The following is a 22,092-nucleotide window of genomic DNA, read 5'->3' as shown; positions in this document are numbered from 1 at the left end:
GCTCTTTCGCACTGATCACGAGAGGGGGCTTAATCCTCTGAGTCCTAGATGGTGGAGATGAAGTCAATTATGGCTACGGATAAAGACGATACAGGCAAACAGGGAGATGTTAAGCTAGTATTCTCTCCTTGGTATTACAGTAAATTTTTCAAGTATGCCTTTGGAACCTTGCTCGTTTTAACCATCATTTTGATCTTCTACCACGTTGCCTCCATCTTGACGCCGATTGTCAATTTTATGTCGTCTCTATTTATTCCGATCGTCTTCTCTTTTCTTTTTTACTATTTGTTGCGGCCCATTGTTCATTTTTTTGAAAAATTCAAAATCTCCCGCTTCTTTAGCATTTTGATTACCTATGTCTTAATCGGCATTGCCTTAGTCGTTTTTTTTGCTTACCTCTTCCCTATTCTAGCCGCGCAGATTGCAGCGATTGCCAATACGTCTGTTACGACGCTTGAAAAGTTTAAGAACTCTTCCCAATCCATTGTTCTTTGGACGGGTTTGAAATTTAATTTAGAAGGAGAGATTCAGCAAAGGCTGCTCAATTTGATTCAGCATGGAACAGCTATTTTGAGCCAAAACCTTTTAGACATTGTGGGGTATATCACCCGCATTGCAACCATTTTAGCCGTTATTCCCTTCATTGTCTTTTATTTGCTAAAAGACGATCACCTATTTGCAAAAGGCTTTATGCAACATCTTCCCGGAGATTTTGGGGAGGAGGTTCACAAAATATTGGGTAACATTGATGAGACATTGTCCAACTATATCAATGGACTCGTTTTGATTTCTTTTAGTGTAGGATCCATGTTGTTTGCCGGCTACATGATCATCGGCTTAAAGTATGCCCTCATCCTTTCCATCATGGCTTTGATTCTTACATCGATTCCCTACTTAGGCCCTTTTTTGGCCATCACACCTGCCATGCTGATCGGTTTATCAGAGAGTCCTGCCATGACCCTAAAGGTCATTGCGGTGTTCATCATTGTGCAGCAAATTGAATCAAATATTATTTCCCCTCAAATCATGGGACAGCGGCTCAAAATCCACCCTCTTACCCTCATTCTGTTGCTATTGGCTGCCGGCTCTTTATACGGTTTGATTGGATTGCTGCTAGCCACTCCTTTTTATGCCATTTTCAAGGTCTTGGCAGAGAATTTGTATAAAATCTATCTACTGCGGTACACAAGAATACAAGCGAAATTATCTAATCCTTAAGGAGTTGTTATGATTGCGAATGTTTCAAAGACAAGAGAGGTTATTCTGGCTTCTCGTCCCGTTGGAATGCCAAGCGAAGCCAATTTTAGTTTGAAAGAAGAGCCAATTAGAGAGCCTCTTGAGGGTGAGGTGTTGATCAAGACGCTGTATCTATCGGTCGATCCATATATGCGTGGCCGCATGAGGGAAGGAGCTTCTTACATCACTCCATTTCAACTCAATCAACCCTTGAAGGGAGGTGGCGTTGGGCGGGTGGAAAAGTCGAGGAGCCATCTTCTAAAAGAAGGAGATATTGTCACGGGCTTTTTTCCCTGGGCTGACTACGTCACCTTGCCTGAAGATGGGCTTCGCAAGATTGATCCTCAGCAGGCGCCCATTAGTACGGCTTTAGGGATTCTTGGCATGCCGGGTCTAACGGCGTATTTCGGCTTGTTTGACATTGGTAAGCCCAAAGAAGGGGAGACAGTTGTTATTTCTGGCGCTGCGGGGGCGGTTGGGTCGGTTGCAGCTCAATTGGCTAAAATAAAAAGATGCCGGGTTGTGGGCATTGCGGGAGGCGGCCAAAAGGTCCGCTATCTGAAAGACGTACTGCATCTTGATGCCGTCATCGATTACAAAGCCGAAGACATGGGATCTGCTCTCAGAGCGAGCTGTCCTAATGGGATTGATGTTTATTTTGACAATGTAGGAGGAGCTACGACCGATCATGTGCTCAATCACATCAATAAACATGCACGCATAGTGCTTTGTGGGCAAATCTCTACGTATAATGCTGACAAACCGGAGCTCGGTCCTCGGAATTTATTGACGCTGATTACTCACAGCGCCTTGATGCAAGGCTTTATTGTTTCGGACTTTGCAGCGCGCTTTACAGAAGGCCTTATCAAGCTTGGAAATTGGTTAAATGAGGGGGAGTTGCGCTACGAAGAAACGGTCATAGATGGATTGGAGAATCTTCCCAAGGCTTTCATGGGGCTGTTTAAAGGAGAAAATCTAGGCAAGCAGCTTGTGAAAGTTGACTGAATTGTTCAACTCGCGATCGCGTGCAAATCTGCAATCGCGTGAAGCTTCGCAAAATAGATATGCATGATCAGTCCGATTGCATAGTCCCACAGCTTGCATAGGAGATGATATTGGCCTCGTTCATTTTCTTGCGAACAACTAATTCGTTTTTTCGAGTTCCGCCAATACTTTTTTCTCTAGCTCTTGTGGTGATTTAAATTTGGGCATGAGGATTTTGCGCACCAAAGTATCTTTGCCTTTATGCTTTTCAATCGTCAAAGAGAGCTTTTCCTGTTTGAGCAGAGTAAATCCTTGGCGTGAGGCAAAGACTCTGATTCGTGTGAGATGATAGAGCCAAAGGGCAGGTTCAGGAGCCGCGCCAAAGCGATCCTGTACTTCGGCCCAAATGGCATCGACCTCTTCGAATGAAAAAGCTTCGCCAAGGCGTTGGTAGATTTCCATTCGGAGGCTTACCTCATTGACATACTCTTCTGGCAGGCGTGCGTCGACGGCAAATTCAATTTTAATATCGCTGATGATGCTTGGAATCTTGCCTTGCAAGGCTTGAATGGTTCGCTTGAGCATTTTGCAATAGAGGTGGAAACCAATAGATGACACATGCCCCGACTGTTCCAATCCTAAAATATCTCCAGCGCCTCTAATCTCCAAATCGCGCATGGCAACTTTCATTCCTCCACCATAGCCGCTTGCTTCTGCCAAGGCTTGCAGACGTTTGCGGCTAAGCTCTGGCAAGACCCTTAAATTGGGGACGAGAAAGTAGGCATAGGCTCTTCGATTCCATCTGCCGACACGCCCTCTTAATTGATAGAGTGCTGCCAGCCCGAAGTGGTCGGCCCTATCGATTAAAATGGTGTTGGCATTGGGAATGTCGACTCCATTTTCCACAATGGTGGTGGCGATTAAAATATCGGCCTGTCCGCTTTTAAAGGCATGAAAAGTGGCATCAATTTCATCAGCATGCATCTGCCCATGAGCGACTAAAATCTTTGCTTGCGGAAGAAGTCCTTTAATGCGTGCGCTCACGGTATGAATCGATTCGACCCTATTATGGATGACGAACGCTTGGCCGTCACGGGAAAGCTCCCGCAAGAGCGCATTTTGAATGGTCTGATCGGTCGGTTCGGTGATGATCGTCTTGATTGGAAGGCGGTCCTGAGGCGGTGTATTGATGACCGACATGTCTCTTGCACCAATCAGCGACATGTAAAGCGTACGCGGAATAGGCGTAGCAGATAGTGTCAGGCAGTCGACGCCAACCTTGACTTTTTTGAGATGTTCCTTGGCTTTGACTCCAAAGCGCTGCTCTTCGTCGATGATGACAAGGCCTAAATCTTTAAATTTGACGTCCTCGCTGATGATGCGGTGGGTACCAATGACAATGTCGATAGAGCCGTTGGCAACCCCTTCTAGCGTTTCCCTGATTTGCTTTGGGGACCTAAATCGGGATAGAACGCCAATATTGAGCGGAAAATTTGCCATCCGATCGATAAAGTTGTCGAAGTGCTGCATGGCCAAAACGGTTGTGGGGACTAAGACAGCAACTTGTTTGCCTCCATCCGTTACCGCTTTAAAAGCGGCGCGCATGGCAACTTCTGTCTTGCCATAGCCTACATCGCCGCAGATGAGCCGATCCATGGCCTTATTTGACATCATATCTTGCTTAATGCTTTCTATGGCTGCCAATTGATCTTCTGTTTCTACAAAAGGGAATTCATCCTCAAAAGTTTGGAAGTCGGCTGTGTCTTCTGGATAAGTAAAGCCTTCTTTGATAGCTCTCTCTGCATAGTTTTTGAGAAGCTCAGAGGCGTAGCCCAAAATGGCTCTTTCAGTGTTTTCTTTAGTCTTTTTCCAGCGAGTGCTTCCAAGAGTGTGGAGCTTGGGTATTTCTTCATTGGCTCCAATGTATTTGGTGATGAAGTGAGCCTGGTTGAAAGGGACATAAAGCTTGGCATTTTCGGCATATTCGATCGTAAAAAATTCGCTTGGAATGCCTAAATGATTGGGCCTTTTTTCCATCCCCAAATAGCGGCCAATCCCATTATTGAGGTGGACAACCATTTCACCTGGAGTGAGATCATACGTTTCAGAAGGCGAGGTGTGGTAGGTGCTGCGAAGTTTTTGCCTGCGGATTTTATAACGGTGAGTCAGCTCAGCCAGCGGCAGGACCACGATGTCTTGATCTTGAACAACAAAGCCGCTCGATAAATAGCCGATTTGGTAAGAGGTGTGCTTGGGCAAATGAATAGAGGCTGCTTTGAGACGCTCATGCAAGTTGGATTCTTCCAGTTCGCTTGCGCATAAAAAGAGGAGCTGACAGGTATCATGGGGCAGGGAAGAAAGGCGAAAAAGAATTTCATCACTGCTTGGCTCCCCTTCTTCTTGTGAGAAGAGATAGTCTCCAATTGTGTTAAAGGGATGGCGCCAACGCTTAACGTTCCATTCGCGGTTAAACATGTGGAAGCTAAGCTGATGAAAAGGTGTTTTTTGCGAATAATAACCTTGGCTTTTGGCATCGATTTGCCGCACTTCACTGAGCTCTTCGATCGGCTTTTGAGACCAGAAAAGCTTTTGAAAAGAGGCTAGCTGATTTAGAAAGTCTTCAATAGAACTGAAAAACTTATTATGAGCCCCTAAACTAATTAAAGAAGCATAGCGGTCTTCTAAAGCCAGAAGATCGTCGAAAACCACTATCGTTTGAGGCCCAAGATAGTCCAAAATGGAGGCTTGCTCGGCCGATTGATTGAGAAGCTCTAACTCTACAGCGGGTGCAATATCGATCTTTTCGACCGTTTTGACCGACTTTTGCCCTACCGGATCGTAAATGCGCATCGATTCCAGATCATCCCCCCAAAATTCCAGGCGGTAAGGATCGGGCGAGGAGACAGGGAAGATATCGATGATCCCCCCGCGCACGGCAAATTCCCCCTTGTCCGAGGCGATAAACTTGCGTTGATATCCCATCTGCAAAAGTTTGTGAATCAATCCTTCAAAAGTTGGGCTTTGACCGGGCTTGAGCGTTAGGTATAAGTCTTGAAAAGAAGCAGGCGAAATGAGCCTTTGCAAGCATGCTTGCAAGCTTGTCAAAATGATGTGGGGCTCGGAAGACGTTTGAATCTCTTTCAATAGCTTATAGCGCTCCCCCACGATGTCAGGACTTGGCGGAATGTTTTCAGAGGGGAGCGTTTCCCATGAGGGAAAGTCGACGACTGGACGATTGGTAAAGAAAGCAAAATCGTGAAAAAGACGGCTCTCTTCCTGGCTCGCTCCAGTCAGAATTAAAATATGCTTGCCCGTGGTTTGCTGGGCAACAGCTGCAACTAAAGATTTAGGTGCGTTCCATAATTCTTCGACCAAGATAATGTCGTTGGAATGTTGAAGGGCTTGTTCGAGTGCCAAGAGGCGCTCGTTTTTTAAAATGCTTTGAAGAACCATGTGTCAAACTGTGTTGGGCTATCTTAAAAATGATCAACTGGTGTTTACAAGGCTATAACCCCACAGTTCAGATAAGAAAGTATGTGAGAGAGGCAATAGTACTTAAACGTTAAAGGACAGGCTCTTGTAAAACCATACGCAAGACTAAAGCTTTTTGCTTTCTTAGACAAGCATTCACGCAAGAGGAGGCGAGAAGAGAGCTTTTAGGAAAAATGACTAAACTGACAAAGAGGCTGCCGTAATCAATTTTTTCTTCCGCTTTTCTCTTTAGATTGTATGAAGTATCGTATGAGATAAATCAATGATATTTTGACCCGGCTTAAAAACTTCATTGAAGAGTTTATAAGTCCGCTCGTGTTCTTTTGTGATCTTTCCTTCCTCGTACTCTTTTTGAATTAATTCGGGCTTCATGAGATTATGGTGCAGCCTGACGACCAGATGGCAAAAACTTTTTTTATTGATGTAAACGTCTTTTCCTTCACTATCAGTTGTCTTAAAACTAATGCCTATAATAGAAAGAAACCAGCCAGTCAGCCGACCATATTCTTTCATGCCAAGACCTTTTCTTTCTTTTCCATCTGCGAAAATAGTCTGTTTCATCATCTCTTCGGTTTGATTTACACCGATATATAGACGATCTCCCGTATGCAAGCTTGTAACTGTCATAGTAAACTCTCATTTAATTAATAAATTAACTTTATTATTTTTAATTTAATTTAATTTTGTTTAATTTTTATTAAATAAAGTGTTTGTTTTATGTAATTCTACTAATCCTAATAAGGGGAAGGGAAAGAGCGAGTGCTTTACGGCCAAAAGCATGGGGAATAATGAACTTGATCTCACTCTTTTAAAACGGTATGTTGGTCATGACGTTTAAAGAGGAGTCACCCATGAAGCAACAACACCTATTGATTTGTTTGAGTATAGCGACTTGTTTAATCGCTACAAGCGGTCATGCCAAGGATATTGACGACACTTCCAAATTGACTGTCAGGGGAGAGGCGACGATCTATAAGCCAGCCGATCAAGTCGAGTTGAACGTTTCGGTTGTCACGCAAGATCCCGACTCTAAAAAGGCGGTGCAAGCCAATAATGAGAAAATGCGCAAGGTTATCGACCAGTTAGATGGGAGCGGCCTTACCTCTAAGGAATATCAAACCGGGCAGTTTAACATTCAGCCCATTTATCACTATCCAAGTCCCAAAGAAGATTCGAAAGAAGGGCCGACCATTACTCATTATGAAGTGACTAACACCATCAAAATTAAAACGCAGAAGCTCGATTTGATTGAGAAAATCATTGGTGTTGCCGTGCAATCGGGTGCCAACCGTCTCAATCAGATCAATTTTGATCTGGCCGATCCCCAACAATTTCGCGATGAAGTGATTCAGCTGGCTGCCAGGCATGCTTTTGCCGATGCCAATTCGCTCGCACAGGCGGCGCAGGTGCGCTTAGTTCGCGTGTTAGATCTAGCCCTCGATTCCAATCAGCATTATCCGGTGCCCCGGATGATGATGGCCAAGGCCGAGTATGCGGCTGGTTCTTACGATGCACCCATTGAAGCGGGGCAGGTCGAATTGAAGGCTAGCGTCAATGTCGTCTTTGAGATTGATGGGAAAAAATAAGTGCAGAAATCTATAAATATTAGAATTGATTGCTAAGTTGGTGGGTCCGTAAGGCAGGCTTAAAAGGTTAAGCCTGCCTGTAAAACTAGTGGTTGGAGACTTTTTCAGTTAAAAAGTCTTTGGCTCTTTGCAGGGCTTCTGGCAATTTCAGAGGATTTTTTCCTCCTCCTTGTGCAGCTTGCTGCTTGCCGCCGCCGCTACCCTCAACGAGAGGCATCACGGTCTTGATGATATCGTGCGCCGACAGGCCTTGCTTGACCCAGTCGTCGCTCACTTTAACCATGATTTGGCACTTGTCTGGCAGAGCAGTTCCTAAGACAATGACGCTGGATGGCAACTTCTCGGCCACTAGATCTATGCAGAGGCGCAGCTCTTCGATGGAAAGAGGCGCTTCTGCGACTAGGAAGGAGAGCTCTCCTTTCTTCTCGGCTTGGGAAGCCAGGTTCTCAGCTAAAATGTTGAGCTGCCCTTTTTTGGCTTCTTTCAATTCATTGGTGAATTGCTTATTTTCTTCTAACAACTTTTCCAGGCGCTCTTGAATCTGATGGATTGGCGCTTTTAAGATTTGGGCGAGTTTGAGCAGAGAGTCTTCGTCTTGGCGCTGCAAAAGAGCTGCTTCAGCCCCAGTCACGGCTTCAATACGGCGAACACCAGCAGCGATGCTGCTTTCTTTGGCGATGCGGAAGAGTCCGATAGTGCCGACAGCCGATGTATGGGTTCCGCCGCAAAGCTCTTTCGAAAAGTCAATATCGATGACGCGAACGCTAGAGCCGTACTTTTCACCGAAAAATTGTTTAATGTCATCTCGCTTTTGGGCTTCGTCATAGCGGATATCATACACTTTGACAGGTAGATTTTCACGAATTTTTTCGTTGACCAGGTCTTCGATTTGTCGAATCTCTTCTAAAGAAAGGGCTTTATGATGGCTGAAGTCAAAGCGGAGGCGCAGAGGATCGACGACTGAACCGGCCTGTTTGACGTGTTCGCCAAGCACGCGATGCAAAGCCCAATGAAGCAGGTGGGTTGCCGTGTGATTATTGGCAATCTTTTGACGGCGGTTGCGATCAATCGATGCTGTGACAGTCTCTCCGACCACCAACGTTCCCTTTTCGAGCTTGCCTTTGTGTGCAACCAATCCCTTGTAGGGGGCTACGCAGTCTTGAACGATGAACGTTTGCTGCGGACCTTCTAAACGCCCTGTATCGCCAACTTGTCCACCCATTTCTGCGTAAAAAGGTGTATCTGTTAAGAAAACAAGCCCTTCTTGCCCCTCTTGCATCTCTTGAACGAATTCGCCATCGACGACGAGGCCGATAATGGATCCTTCGGCAGAGTCATGGATATAGCCAGAAAACTTGGTCTCTCCATACTGCTTGACGAAATCTGCGTAGACGTTTTCGCCAGCCATTTGATGGATGACCTTATGCACATTGCGAGAGCGCTGCTTGGCTTCTTCTTCTAACTGAAGGTAGCGCGGCTCATCGATTGTCAGCTCGGAGTCTTTTGCGATTAGGAGAATTTCCTCGATAGGCAGACCATAAGTGTCTTTGAGCTTAAAGGCATCATCACCCGAGATGATGTGATCAGATTGCTGGGATTTCTCGATGATCTGGCTGAGGATGTTACCCCCTCTTTTCAGAGTACGGATAAAGGCCTCTTCTTCGAGCGTTAAAATCTCTGCTATGCGTTCTTGTCCTTTAACAAGCTCTGGATAGTCGCTTCCCATGGTCGATACGAGCTGGGGAAGAACCTCTGCTAAGAAAGGCTTTTCCATTTTTAGCAAACGTCCGTAACGGACGGCACGTCTTAAGACTTTTCTTAATACATAGCCACGATCGACGTTGCTAGGCTGGACGCCATCGGCGATAGCAAAAGAGAGGCAGCGTAAGTGATCGGCAATGACGCGAAACGCTGCTGCATTGGCCTCTTGGGGGTGATAAGCAATACCCGAAATCTGTTCCACTTGAGCGATGATGCTGCGCAAGATATCGGTTTCAAAAACGCTGTTCACACCCATTCTAAGATTGACGACTCGTTCTAATCCGGCGCCTGTATCTATCGATGGCTTGGGAAGAGGTTCTTGAATGCCTGACGGCTGCCTGTTGTATTGCATGAATACAAGGTTCCAAAACTCTAAAAAGCGCTCGCCTGATGCATCTTCAATCGGTTTGGTGGCTGATCCGAACTGAGAGCCCCTGTCATATAATAGCTCTGAGCATGGACCACACGGGCCTGTATCGCCCATGGCCCAGAAGTTTTCTTTCTCACCAAAACGGGTAATGCGCTCTGCTGGAACATATTGTGTCCACAACTCAAAGGCTTCGTCATCGTCTCTAAATACAGTTGGCCAGATGCGATCGGCTTCGAATCCAAACACCTGTGTGGAAACTTCCCAGGCAAATTGGATGGCTTGCGCCTTAAAGTAGTCGCCAAAGGAAAAGTTCCCCAACATTTCGAAAAAGGTCAGGTGGCGGCTCGTATGGCCAACGTTTTCCAAGTCGTTATGTTTTCCACCCACACGGATGCACTTTTGACTAGTCGTTGCTCGATTGTAATCGCGATGACTCTTGCCGAGGAAAACATCTTTAAATTGATTCATGCCCGCATTGTTGAATAAAAGGGTAGGATCGTCGTGCGGGACGACGGAAGATGAAGAAATAATTGCATGATGATTTTTTTTAAAATAATCTAAAAACTGACGGCGAATGGTTTGTGTTAACATAATCGTCCATTTAAAAAAACGTTAAAGCAATAACCTAATTTAATCTGTTGCAAGCTAAAATTCAATAAGATTCATGGCGAAATAGCTCTTGATTCGAATCTCGATTCTCTACAGTAAAAAGACGATTTTGCAGTGGTCTTATCAAAAAATGTAAATAAGTTTATGCTTTCTTAATCTATAAAGTTTATACTTTTGTTTTATTATACTTAAATAAGTGGAAGTGTTTATGATAGGGCAAATAATTGATTACATTAATCCCTTTTCCAATAGCTATCATGCTTGTCAAGCATTTAAAGAATTAAATGGTAAACAAAAGATTATTACGATTGCTTTGACAGCGATAGCAACAATTGTTTCTGCAGGCATTGGAACGGCCGCTGCTTTTCGTGCATTGGTTGGCCGCTTTAAGGAGATTCAAAAAGATCATTCGCCTGAAACGCAAGCGGTTCATGAAGTTACCCAGAAGATTCTTTCTCCGGAGGTTTCTCATTCTTCTGATCCGGAAGTTGAGCCATCCTCAGTCACTTCTTCATCGCACACGTCAGAAAAAAAAGAATCAAATTCTGAAAATCCTATTCTTAAACCCCTTGATAATCCAGCAGAGGCACTTGATAATCCAATAGAGATAGACGACGATGACTTAACTGAAGAGTCTTATGTCTATTCAGATGGAGATGAGTATGATAATACTCTAGATGACGAAGAGCTTGACGACCTTGACGACTATGACTATTCATATGATGAAGAAAGCTTAATAGTAGATGAAGCAGATTTGAAGGATATAGACGGAGAAGACGATATTGCGAGGGATCCCCAAGTGAAAATCTCTACTCAAGCACAAAAACTTATGTCAAAGCGTACCATTCTTTGCCGTGAAAAACTTGGCCTTTTTTTAGCTGAAAAGAATCGAGAAATTTTTGAGGTGCCAGACGAGAGCGGAGAGATACTAGACACAGACACCGGAGACTGTTTCTATGCAGCCTTTGCAGCGGGCATTGGTCATCAACTTGGCAAAGTGGTAACTGTGCAAGACATTCGTCGCATTGTTAGCGAAGAGCTTAAAAAACTTCATGCTGAAAATAGTGATAATTGGGTGAGAAAAACCTTAGAAAGCAGCTTTGGCGAGCTTGATACCTATGAATCCTATCTCAATTTCATTCATGAAGATGCTGAAACCGCCTTAAAGAATAACCGACGCCTATTTGGGGGAAAGAAAGAATTGATGGCTTACTGTTATGTCAATATTATAAGGTCAACTTATGTGTCACCGAAATAATTCCTATGACTGATTTTCCAGAAACTCTAGAAGATATCGTTGTCGGAGATATGAATTATCCAAGCAATGAAACCAAGACATTTGATACGACAATTTATATGGCCCTGTATCCAGGTCATTTTTTAGGCCTCATTCCGTCCCCTACCTAAACCTGTGCTTGTGAACCCTGGATGTAAAAAAATGCCCTGCAACTGAGGGCATTAATCTAGCTTTTTGCTTAAGGGTGATGGAAAATTTGCCCTTCTATTATTGTATAGGCCGGCCATCCCTTTAAGGTAATCTCTAGCGAACGGCCATTCTGCATTTTTTGAATGGTGCGCTCTTGCTCCAGATTGACCAAGACTGCATCGTTGCGGCCATTTGGCAGATTGAAAATTTCGTTCACATTATAGCAAAGAGCTTGTACGAGTTTTTCGATGGCAATTTTGCCTGCATGAGCAGCTGTTAGGAGTTGCGGCAGCAAAAAGATGGGATTAGCAAAATCATAGGTTTCATTTTGAAAAATAATTTTGGAGGCTGGATTCTGATCGGCGACACTAAAACCGCTTCCGATGGATTCGATGACATTCGCATTTAACGCTTCCCATAATGCTGTGCTATCTTCTTCTTGGTTTGAAAAGAGATGGTGAGGTGTGGTTTCTGAATAGATTAACAACGATCTTTTTTTTCCTTCGCGAATCAGTTCCAGTTCATGCTTGTTTGAAACATTTAAAACGTACAGACGGGTATTTTGTCTTTCTGCATAATAAATCGCTTTTTCAAGCAGGCTCTCTTCTTCTTTGCTAGTGTCGGTGGAAGCGCTATTTTCGTTTTTTGCGTTAATAATAATCGGTAAGTCTTCCCAAGCAGCCATTTGAAATAAGCGGTCCCAGGCTGCATCCTTCTTTTTGAGCTGAGCGCTTCCCAAAAGCAATGCCACACCCTGCAATAATTTTTTAGCCAGGCCTAATTGCTCGGTCTCTGTAGGACTGCCCGTTGCATAAAACAGGCAATGGAGGGGAGCTGAAAGTGCCGCTAGCTCTTCATCGACAACTTTTCTTTTCTTTTGGAGGCTTTCATTTGTGGCATAGGGGATATTTTGCAACGGAATATCGATGGCAGTCGTGATTCCTCCTCTAAGGGCAGCTTGAGTGGCTGATTTCCATGCCTCTTGTTGAGGATCACCCAAGCTGATGTGGGGATCGACTAGGCCAGGCAGGAGGAGAAGCTGGCCATTGGCTTCGATGATTTCATCTCGGGATGAAGGCAGTGTAATCGTGGTGAGTTGTTCATCTAGCGTCTTGATGTTTTTGATCGTAATCATACTCTGTTCGCCCTCTCTCTTAGCTCTGTTCTGACTTAATGGATAGTAGTGATTTTTATAATTAAATAAAACTTTATGTTAAACGAGAGCATTTCACTCTTATTCTGCTGATCTTGTGAATTTAAGATGCAAAGATAAATGAAGTAAAGCTTCTCATCGCCTAAGGTACTGCAAAGTCGCTTTGCCAAGAATGGGGATAGGTTAATTTTCTTAAGTAACTGGTAATCAGGCGCTCTCTGAATTCTTATTATTTTTATTCCGTTACCCACAGTTTGCTAGGCGCTCACTATGGGCTTTAAAATCAGTCGGCCTAAAAGGCTTCTTACAATCTATCTATCTATCTATCTATCTATCTAACTATCTATCTATCTAAGTCCGCTTTTGTTAACGTCTAAGGTAAACTGAACGCGTGTTAGACCGACTGATCTTAGAGTCTAAAGTGACGCAAGAAACTGTGGGGATAAGAGATAAAAACAATGAGAGATCGGAGAGCGACTAGTTGCTATTTAATCATACAAATAGATTATTGGATTCACAGTGCTGGAGACCTTAAGGTTACATATGTGAATCACTGCGTGTGAGCGTCAAGCCATTCTTCGGCTCGCTTCATGAAGTTTGTAAACTGCCCCATGATTCTTAGAATAGGTCCTTCTGGCATATCTGCAGAAGGAGTAGAGGGGAGGTGGATGGCTTGGCCTGCCCATGGAGGATAGCGCGCCGGAGGAAGTGCCGGAATAAATTGCAGTCCCTGTCCAAAATTGATGCGGGGTTCGGCTATTTTTCCATTGGGAAGAATTGTGTCGACTGTTCTGAAAATGGCTTGTTGGATAGGTGCCCAGTTGTCGATGGCTACTTGAGCCGTTTGTTGGGCAGCATCTTGCAATCGAGACAAGATGACTGTTGTTGGATAGCGTGCCTCCAATTTTGTCAGGATACGGTCGGCTAGTTTGCGCCTTTTGGCGATTTCTTCTCTAAGCCAAGCTTGATTATCTCCTAATTGATTGAGATACCGTTCCCAGTCTCCAATCAGTTCGGTACAAGCGTCAAATTTTGCTTGAGGATCCCCATTTGCAAGCAAATAGGTGTCTCTTAAACACATGCTCATTTGAAAGGCCTCTTTTAAAACTTGCAAAGCACAAGAAAATACTTTTAAGAGCCTTTGCAAAAATCCCATGACTTCAATGTCAATAAAGAGCCGAAAAGAAGGAGATAAATAGGGGGTTTTTTGAGAATCTGGCCTTACCTGGATGGGGTGGTAGATTGGAAAGCGTTGAAAAAGGAAGTCGTTTAACTGCCGGTAGCTGCTATGAAGCTGTTGATACTGGTGAAGGAGGTCTTCTGCACACTTGGCTACCAACGCAACTTTAATGGCATACGACCCAAGTCGTGTGTAATCACTAGCTAAATGCAGGGCGGCCCCATAGACGGCGGGATGCCCCCTCCCTTCGGCTTCTGCCTGTTTAAACAGGCGATGGTTTTTGATTGCACGATAATACAGATGGACTTTCCCGAATAAATCGACAATTTCCTCTAAAAAATACGGGATGGGATAGTGGTGGTGAGCCTCTTCGTAGGTTGTCTCTTTGATGGCTTGAAAGACATTGTCCATGAGAGAGAATCTCGGATTAAAAAGTAATAATAATTATTAGGTTAACTTGGAAATACAATTAAAATTATTATTTGTCATTTGTATTTCTAAGAAATTTAAAGCTGACACGCCTTTTGCACATTGGAATCTGAGTTGCAAATGAGTAGGTCAGCGATGAGCTTCAATTAGGAGGCTGTGCGGCAAGGAGTTTTTCTTGCCACTTTTTAAGGATTAGGGCTACAGTGGTCGTGAATAGAAATAAAATATCGCGAAAATTGGTTTTCAAGTTTGCTCAAAAGCCTATTTTTAAGGTATTTTTTGTGTCAAAATCTATCAATCATTTAAGCCATGGTGAAAATTATGAGCAGTCAAACGTCAGAGTTCAAACCCACAGAGACTTCCCTCAAGAAGAATAAAACGATGGATCCTGAGCTCAAGCAAATCATGGCTAAAATAGCCAATACTATCCGCGGTCTTTCTATGGATGCGGTTCAAAAAGCTGATTCTGGCCATCCAGGATTGCCTATGGGATGTGCTGAGCTTGGTGCTTATCTGTATGGATACTATCTCAAACAAAATCCCAAAGATTCGAAATGGTTAAACCGCGATCGGTTTATTTTATCGGCAGGCCATGGATCTATGTGGCTCTATTCATGCCTCCATTTGGCCGGCTATAAAATCTCTTTGGATGATATCAAGCACTTTCGCCAGCTTCATTCGCCAACTCCCGGCCATCCGGAATCTTTCATGACAGATGGCGTTGAAACGACTACAGGTCCTTTAGGGCAAGGGGTTGGCAATGCAGTAGGACAAGCTCTTGGATTCAAGTTGCTGGCGGCTAAATTCAACACTGAAAAACAGAAGATTTTCAATAACAAGGTCTTTGTATTGATGGGCGATGGCTGCGTGATGGAAGGCGTGTCCGCAGAGGTTTCTTCATTGGCCGGGCATCTCAAACTCGACAATTTGGTCGCTATCTATGACGCCAACCACATTACTTTGGATGGTCCCTTGGCTGAGAGCTGTTCGGAAGATACAAAAGCTCGCTACCGTGCCTATGGTTGGGATGTGTATGAAATTGATGGAAATGATTTGGATGCCATCGACGCTGTTTTCACGCAAATCAGACAGCATCAAGAGCGTCCTTGCTTGGTTATTGCTCACACAATCATTGGAAAAGGGGCTCCCAATAAGGCAGGTACTTATAAGGTTCATGGCTCGCCTTTAGGGCCGGAAGAGATCAAAGCCGCCAAAGAAGCTCTTGGCATTCCTCAAGATGAATTTTACATTCCTCAGGCCGTTATTAATTACTTCCAAAATAAGCTTCCGCAAGATGCTCAAGAAGAAGATAAATGGAAGCAGACATTTGAGGCGTGGGCACGTGACAATCCGGAGAAATTGAAAGAGCTGGAAACCATGCTGCATAACAAGCTCCCCGATGATCTTGAAAGTAAGTTGAAGCAGCTTGCCATTAAGGCTCCCATTGCAGGCCGCAAGGCATCCCAAGAAGCAATCAATCTTCTGGCTGATATGCTCCCTCAGCTCTATGGAGGTTCTGCAGATCTATCGACATCTGACATGACGATGATGAAGAAGTTTCCTCTTGTAGCGCCAGGTCAGTTTCAAGGACGCAACATTAAATATGGTGTTCGTGAATTTGGAATGGCTACCATGGCAACTGGGCTCTATCAAACAGGAATGATTATTCCATATATTGGAACGTTCTTGACCTTCTCGGATTATATGCGCAATGCCATCCGCTTAGCAGCCTTGCAGAATGCACATGTGATTTACCAATTTACACATGACTCCATTTTCCTTGGCGAAGATGGCCCGACTCACCAACCAGTGGAGCATTATGCGGCTTTAAGAGCAATTCCGCAGCTCCAGGTGATCCGTCCAGCTGACACACATGAGGTGAAAATGGCTTGGATTGCGGCTCTTCAATATAAGGGTCCAACGGCTCTCATTTTATCTCGCCAGAACTTGCCAGATCTGGCTGAAACCGATGTGTCATATGCAGATGGCGTTGGGCGGGGAGCCTATATTGTGAAGCAGGAGAAGGGGAAACCCGATTTTACTTTGATTGCTACAGGATCTGAGCTTAGCTTGGCCATGAATGTTGCCGATACTTTAGAGAGACTGGGCAAGCATGTGCGTGTGATTTCAATGCCTTGCTGGGATTTATTCGAAAAGCAGTCGATCGAATACAAAGATAGCTTATTTGGTGGAGACATTGGTCGCCGCGTCAGCATCGAAGCAGGGGTTGATTTAGGATGGCATAAGTATATTGGCCGCGATGGTGTCGCCATCTGCATGGAACGCTTCGGTGCTTCGGCCCCAGCTGGCGTTTTAGCAAAGGAATATGGCTTTACTGTCGAAGATATTCTCGAACGTATCTTATAACGCAATTGAGGCTCATCCTTGGCAAGCATTCCTTGCCGAGGATGAAGCATCCACTCTTACATAGGATTGATTTATGCCGCTTAGTGATACTCTCATGACTACCCATGCCAACGTCTCCGCTAAATCCCATTCCCACTCATTTAATGACCTTCTTATCCGTGCGCTTGAGTGCCGTAATGAGTCGAGACCGCCTGTCTGGCTTATGAGGCAAGCTGGGCGCCATCTGGCTTCTTACCGTGCTTTGAGGCAAAAATATTCTTTTCTGGAAATGTGCCATCATCCTGACTTGATTGCAGAGGTGACGCTTTTACCAATCAAAGCCTATAGCGTTGACGCGGCCATTTTATTCTCAGATATTTTGGTCGTTCCAGAGGCTTTACAGGTGGGTGTTAGATTTGAAGATCAGGTGGGGCCGATCATTGAAAGACCCATCACACATACAGGTGAGATAGCAGCGCTTCCGGAGCCTCACGATCTCTCTGCCTTAAGCTTTGTCCAAGAGGGGATTAAACGTTTAAAGCCGCAACTAAATGTTCCTTTAATTGGTTTTTGCGGCGCTCCTTTTACTGTGGCAAGTTACATGATTGAAGGGAAAACGAGCCGTGACTTTAAAAAAACCAAGCGGTGGATGCTTAATGATCCCAAAGGGTTTCATCAGCTGCTTCGCAAAATTGCCGATTGGTCCATTGCTTATCTCAATTTGCAAATCGATGCCGGGGTTGAAGCCTTGCAAATTTTTGATTCTTGGGCGAACACTTTGGCTTACCGTCAATTTCAAGAGTTTTCTTTGGGTTATTTGGATTACATTTTAAAAGGGTTGAAAACACCGGTTCCAGTGATCTTATTTTGCAGAGGGTCGTCTGTCTTTGCTCCCCAATTGGCATCTATTCAGCCACGGGGCATCGGATTGGACTGGAACTGCAGCCTATCCTACATGCGCCGCTTAATTCCTTCTTCTATAGCTCTTCAAGGGAATTTAGATCCCGATCTCCTGTATGCCCCCCTTCCCAAAATTAAGGAAGAGGTCAACGGGCTGCTCGATGAAATGGAAGGCGACAAGGGTTTTATTTTTAATTTAGGTCACGGAATTTTTCCTGATGTTTCCGAAGAGGCTGTGCGTACATTAGTAGAATGTATACAAAGCAGGGGATAGAAAAAGATGGTACGCCCTAAGCAAATTGTGATTTTAGGTGCCGGTATTAGTGGACTGACCACTGCCTGGTTTTTGAAGCAATTTTTAGACGAAGCTGTCCGAATTACTGTCGTTGAAAAAAGCTGCCGGGCAGGGGGATGGATTGAATCGCTCCGTCTACAAGAATTTCTATTTGAACAAGGCCCAAGAAGCTGCCGCACAAAGGGAAACGGAAGGGAAACGTTGCGGCTTGTGGAAGAGTTGGGGCTGCAAGATCAGATCATTGCTGCCCACCCCTCTGCAAGAAGCCGCTTCGTTTACCATCAAAAGAGCCTTCATTCTCTTCCCAGCCATCCTTTGGCCATGCCATTTAATCCTTTAATGAAAGGATGGTTAAAGGCCTGCTGGCGCGATTGGACCTCTCCCAAATCGGCTGAAGAAGATGAGAGCCTGTATGCCTTTTTCAGCCGCCGCTTGGGGAGCGATTGGTGCAACCGCCTCATCGATCCCTTTATATCGGGTATTTATGCGGGAGATAGCCGCAAATTGTCGATCCAAAGCTGTTTTCCAGTTCTATGGCAATGGGAACAGGAGCATGGCTCACTCTTAAAAGGAGCGTGGCGCCATCCTAGGCGGCCGCCATCTGAGAGTGCTTTTGTATCGAAATGGGAAAAAGAGCCGATTTTTTCTTTTAAACAAGGGATGGAAAGGCTGACTAATGAACTAGCAAAGCAGCTAGAGGAGATAATTCGCTTCTCTTGCGAACCTAAGGCGATTCAATTCACCTCTAAAGAGGTGCGCATCACTTTGACAAGCGGCGAGCAGATCGAAGCCGATCATGTTATCTCGGCCATTCCGGCCCTTTCTTTAGCTCCTTTGCTCGCCAGCCACTCAACGCTCGCTGAACAGCTCCAAGCAATTCCTTATGCGACACTCATGGTCGTCAATTTGGGGTACCGCAAAAAAATCCTGAAATCCGATGGATTTGGCTATCTGATCCCTTCGCAAGAAAAAGAAGCTATTTTGGGATGCGTCTTTGATTCTTGCGTCTTTCCCCAGCAAAATGCATGCGAAGAGGAGACCCGATTGACAGTCATGATAGGCGGAACAAGGTATCCTGAAGTCGAAACCTATAGCGAAAAGCGAGGAAAAGAAATTGCTTTAGAAGCAATGCAGAATCACCTGGGAATCGATGCCGAACCGGATGTCGCTTACGTAAGGCTTGCCCGTCAGGCAATTCCTCAATACGAAGTAGGACATCAGCACCTGCTATCCTCGCTGCGCCGCCAACTGGCCTCTCTGCAACGCCTTACCCTGACGGGGAATTCTTTTGACGGAGTGTCGGTCAATGATCGCGTGGCTCAAGCACGCATTCTTGCCGAAGACTTTGCCCGCTCTTCCTCTTAAATAATCCGTCTTTGTTTTTAGCATTCGATAATGTTAATTGCTAGATTTTAAAGGATCTGTTAGAATAGAGTTTGTCCTTTGAGAGAGATTTAGTTGAAATGGCTGGATTAGAAGGGCGTTATATTGGTTGAACTCGCAAAAGCGGGGGAGGCCAAAACCAATCAATGCCGGTTGGCATCAATTCCAACTCCTTGCACGACTTTCATTTTTCACGTCTTTTTTTTGCAAAAATATAGACATGCAATCTAAATTTGAAAAACGCAGTCAGCGGAGCATTTACTTCGTGTAGTTCAAAATTAGGGTTTATGAAAGCGTTGATTTTTCTAAATCCTGACTTTGAACTAGACGCTGTATAGACACAAATACTTCGATATTTTCTTAAAATCTAAAGTGAGTTCGACATGTTTGATAAATTCACTAATCGTGCAAAACAGGTTATTAAGTTAGCCAAAAAAGAAGCGCAGCGCCTTAATCACAACTACCTGGGCACCGAACATGTCCTTTTAGGTCTACTCAAGCTAGGTCAAGGAGTCGCTGTTAATGTTTTGCGAAACCTCAACATTGATTTTGAAACCGTCCGCAGCGAGGTCGAAAAATTAGTCGGCTATGGTCCTGAAATTCAAGTCTATGGCGATCCTGCCTTGACAGGAAAAGTAAAAAAAGTTTTTGAGTTTGCAAACGAAGAAGCAGCTAACTTGAATCACAATTACGTTGGAACAGAACACCTTTTACTAGGTCTGTTGAGGCAAACGGATGGTGTTGCAGCTCAGGTGCTTGAGAATTTGAATGTGAATTTAAAGGAAGTGCGTAAAGAGGTTTTAAAAGAGCTTGAAACCTTCAACTTGCAACTTCCTCCCATTAGCGGATCGGGAGTGGGTCCGACAGGGCAGCAACCAGGTGCTCAGGGCAAGCAGCCCTATGACAAAGTGGCGCCAGCTGGCGCAAACGATAAGATGCCTGCGTTAAAGGCTTATGGGCATGATTTGACCGAGATGTGTCGAGAAGGGAAAATGGATCCGGTGATCGGCCGGAAGGACGAGATCGAACGCCTCATCTTGATCTTATGTCGTCGTCGCAAAAACAACCCGGTTTTAGTTGGTGAAGCAGGTGTTGGTAAGACAGCGATTGTTGAGGGATTGGCCCAAGCGATAGTTAAAGGGGATGTTCCAGACGCGCTTCGCAAGAAGAAGTTGATCACACTCGATTTGGCTTTGATGATTGCAGGTACGAAGTATCGAGGCCAGTTTGAAGAGCGTATTAAAGCTGTCATGGATGAGATCAAGAAGAATGGAAACGTTTTACTATTCATCGATGAGCTGCATACGATTGTTGGGGCAGGAGCCGCCGAAGGGGCAATCGACGCTTCCAATATTTTAAAGCCGGCTCTTTCAAGAGGGGAGCTTCAATGTATTGGGGCGACGACCATCGACGAATATCGCAAGCACATCGAAAAAGATGCGGCTCTAGAGCGACGCTTTCAAAAGATCTTGATTGCACCACCAAGCGTGGAAGACACGATTGAAATTCTCAATGGTTTGAAGCCTGAATACGAAAAGCACCATAAGGTCATTTTCACTAATCAGGCGATTCGAGCAGCGGCTATTTTATCCGATCGCTACATCCATGGCCGTTTCTTGCCAGATAAAGCGATCGACCTCATTGATGAAGCGGGTGCGAAGATGCGCATTTCGATGATGAATCAGCCGCAAGATATCAGCAAATTTGAGGCAGAAATAGAGTCGACTCGCCTTGCTAAGGAGGAATCGATCAGCAAGCAAGAGTATGAAAAAGCGGCTAAATTGCGCGATCGGGAAAAAACCTTGCGCGAGCAGCTACAACAGATTCGTGCGGAATGGGAAATCAATAAAGAAGAGCATGAAGTCATTGTCGAAGATGAAGATGTGGCGAGTGTCATCGCAAGGCAAACCGGAATTCCATTGAATCGCCTCACAGAAGGGGAACTGCAAAAAGTTCTCAAGATGGAAGAGATTCTCAAAGAGGGGATCATTGGGCAAGAGGATGCGATCAAAACGGTTTGTCGCGCAATTAGACGCAGCCGTGCAGATATTAAAGATCCCAATCGCCCCATTGGAGCCTTCCTTTTCTTGGGGCCGACAGGGGTTGGTAAAACGCTTTTAGCACGTCTTTTGGCCACGAACATGTTTGGTGGTGAAGATGCTCTGATTCAAGTCGACATGTCGGAATACATGGAGAAATTTGCCGTCAGCCGTATGACGGGATCTCCTCCAGGCTATGTTGGTCACGAAGAGGGCGGTCAGTTGACAGAGCAGGTTCGCCAACGTCCTTATTCGGTGGTCTTGTTCGACGAGATTGAGAAGGCCCACCCCGATGTGATGGATCTTCTCCTCCAAATTTTGGAAGAGGGGCGTTTGACGGACTCGTTCGGTAGAAAGGTCGATTTCCGCAATACGATCATCATCATGACCTCTAATTTGGGAGCCGATCTCATCAAGAAGAGTACGGAAATTGGATTTGGTGCAGCTGAAAGTTCGCTCGATTATGCTCATATCAAGGAGAAAATCGAAAGCGAAGTGAAGAAGCGCTTTAAACCAGAGTTCCTCAATCGCTTGAATGACATTGTCATCTTCCATCCGCTTAATCGCGACAATCTCTTGCATGTCATCTCATTGGAGATCAATAAGTTGCAGAAACGGTTATCTCGACGAGAAACATTCATCGAGCTTGATGAGACTGCTAAAAACTTCTTGGTTGACAAAGGATTCCAAGTGGAAATGGGAGCTCGTCCATTGAGACGAACCATTGAGCAGTATTTGGAAGATCCTTTGGCAGAGAAGATGCTGATGAATCCAAATGAAGGGCGAAGATGTCGTGTCACGGTTGAAAATGGCGAAATTGTTTTCATCGACGACGAAGTTTTCCCTTTGCATGGCAAGACCAAGACAGCCGCGGGTTCTACTTAAGCGTTTAAAAAAGGGCAG

Annotated in this window: 14 protein-coding genes; 9 read left to right on the top strand and 5 right to left on the bottom strand. The window is 44.9% G+C overall.

Annotation, left to right across the window (positions count from 1 at the left end; translation table 11 throughout):
• Positions 1-69 precede the first annotated feature (69 nt).
• Complete coding sequence (locus PNK_RS10275) at positions 70-1,218, top strand: AI-2E family transporter (RefSeq protein WP_158021790.1); 1,149 nt, start codon at positions 70-72, stop codon at positions 1,216-1,218.
• A gap of 9 nt (positions 1,219-1,227) precedes the next feature.
• A complete protein-coding gene (locus PNK_RS10270; RefSeq protein ID WP_059061895.1) occupies positions 1,228-2,241 on the top strand; it encodes an NADP-dependent oxidoreductase in 1,014 nt (337 codons plus the stop codon).
• Between the two features lie 138 nt (positions 2,242-2,379).
• On the opposite strand, the gene mfd is transcribed toward PNK_RS10270, so the two are convergent.
• Positions 2,380-5,673 carry a transcription-repair coupling factor gene (gene mfd / locus PNK_RS10265; RefSeq protein ID WP_059061894.1) on the bottom strand — a complete coding sequence of 1,098 codons (3,294 nt, stop codon included), beginning with the start codon at positions 5,671-5,673 and terminating at the stop codon, positions 2,380-2,382.
• A 267-nt stretch (positions 5,674-5,940) separates the two neighbouring features.
• Positions 5,941-6,339 carry a hypothetical protein gene (locus PNK_RS10260; protein ID WP_059061893.1) on the bottom strand — a complete coding sequence of 133 codons (399 nt, stop codon included), beginning with the start codon at positions 6,337-6,339 and terminating at the stop codon, positions 5,941-5,943.
• Positions 6,340-6,563: 224 nt separating this feature from the next.
• Between PNK_RS10260 and PNK_RS10255 the strand changes: the two genes are divergently transcribed.
• Positions 6,564-7,298, top strand: a complete 735-nt coding sequence (locus PNK_RS10255) for an SIMPL domain-containing protein (protein WP_059061892.1) — start codon at positions 6,564-6,566, stop codon at positions 7,296-7,298.
• Between the two features lie 85 nt (positions 7,299-7,383).
• Here PNK_RS10255 and alaS read toward each other — a convergent pair whose 3' ends face one another.
• Positions 7,384-10,020, bottom strand: coding sequence for an alanine--tRNA ligase (gene alaS / locus PNK_RS10250; RefSeq protein ID WP_059061891.1), 2,637 nt, complete (start codon positions 10,018-10,020; stop codon positions 7,384-7,386).
• A 226-nt stretch (positions 10,021-10,246) separates the two neighbouring features.
• On the opposite strand from alaS, the gene PNK_RS10245 reads away from it, so the two are divergent.
• Together PNK_RS10245 and PNK_RS13510 are read left to right on the top strand one after the other, a co-directional pair.
• Positions 10,247-11,296, top strand: coding sequence for a hypothetical protein (locus PNK_RS10245; protein WP_059061890.1), 1,050 nt, complete (start codon positions 10,247-10,249; stop codon positions 11,294-11,296).
• A gap of 5 nt (positions 11,297-11,301) precedes the next feature.
• A complete protein-coding gene (locus PNK_RS13510; RefSeq protein WP_158021789.1) occupies positions 11,302-11,445 on the top strand; it encodes a hypothetical protein in 144 nt (47 codons plus the stop codon).
• A gap of 68 nt (positions 11,446-11,513) precedes the next feature.
• On the opposite strand, the gene PNK_RS10240 is transcribed toward PNK_RS13510, so the two are convergent.
• Both PNK_RS10240 and PNK_RS10235 read right to left on the bottom strand, forming a co-directional pair.
• Positions 11,514-12,599, bottom strand: coding sequence for a dihydroorotase (locus PNK_RS10240; protein ID WP_059061889.1), 1,086 nt, complete (start codon positions 12,597-12,599; stop codon positions 11,514-11,516).
• Positions 12,600-13,167: 568 nt separating this feature from the next.
• A complete protein-coding gene (locus PNK_RS10235; protein ID WP_059061888.1) occupies positions 13,168-14,208 on the bottom strand; it encodes a hypothetical protein in 1,041 nt (346 codons plus the stop codon).
• Positions 14,209-14,607: 399 nt separating this feature from the next.
• Here PNK_RS10235 and tkt point away from each other — a divergent pair, with 399 nt between their 5' ends.
• The 4 genes from tkt to PNK_RS10215 all read left to right on the top strand — a co-directional run bounded on the left by tkt (position 14,608) and on the right by PNK_RS10215 (position 22,074).
• Positions 14,608-16,593: a transketolase gene (gene tkt, locus PNK_RS10230; protein WP_158021826.1), complete on the top strand. Its 1,986-nt coding sequence runs from the start codon at positions 14,608-14,610 to the stop codon at positions 16,591-16,593.
• A 73-nt stretch (positions 16,594-16,666) separates the two neighbouring features.
• Positions 16,667-17,746 (top strand): uroporphyrinogen decarboxylase, encoded by a 1,080-nt coding sequence (hemE, locus tag PNK_RS10225; protein WP_173636866.1) that lies wholly within the window; start codon positions 16,667-16,669, stop codon positions 17,744-17,746.
• A 6-nt stretch (positions 17,747-17,752) separates the two neighbouring features.
• Entirely contained in the window at positions 17,753-19,132 is a 1,380-nt protein-coding gene (hemG, locus tag PNK_RS10220) for a protoporphyrinogen oxidase (protein WP_059061886.1), read from the top strand.
• A gap of 401 nt (positions 19,133-19,533) precedes the next feature.
• Positions 19,534-22,074, top strand: a complete 2,541-nt coding sequence (locus PNK_RS10215) for an ATP-dependent Clp protease ATP-binding subunit (protein WP_059061885.1) — start codon at positions 19,534-19,536, stop codon at positions 22,072-22,074.
• Positions 22,075-22,092: the final 18 nt, after the last annotated feature.

The sequence above is a fragment of the Candidatus Protochlamydia naegleriophila genome (genome assembly GCF_001499655.1).
Taxonomy (GTDB): domain Bacteria; phylum Chlamydiota; class Chlamydiia; order Chlamydiales; family Parachlamydiaceae; genus Protochlamydia; species Protochlamydia naegleriophila.
The sequence above is the reverse complement of the archived record's forward strand: the minus strand, read 5'-3'. Positions and strand labels throughout refer to the sequence as shown.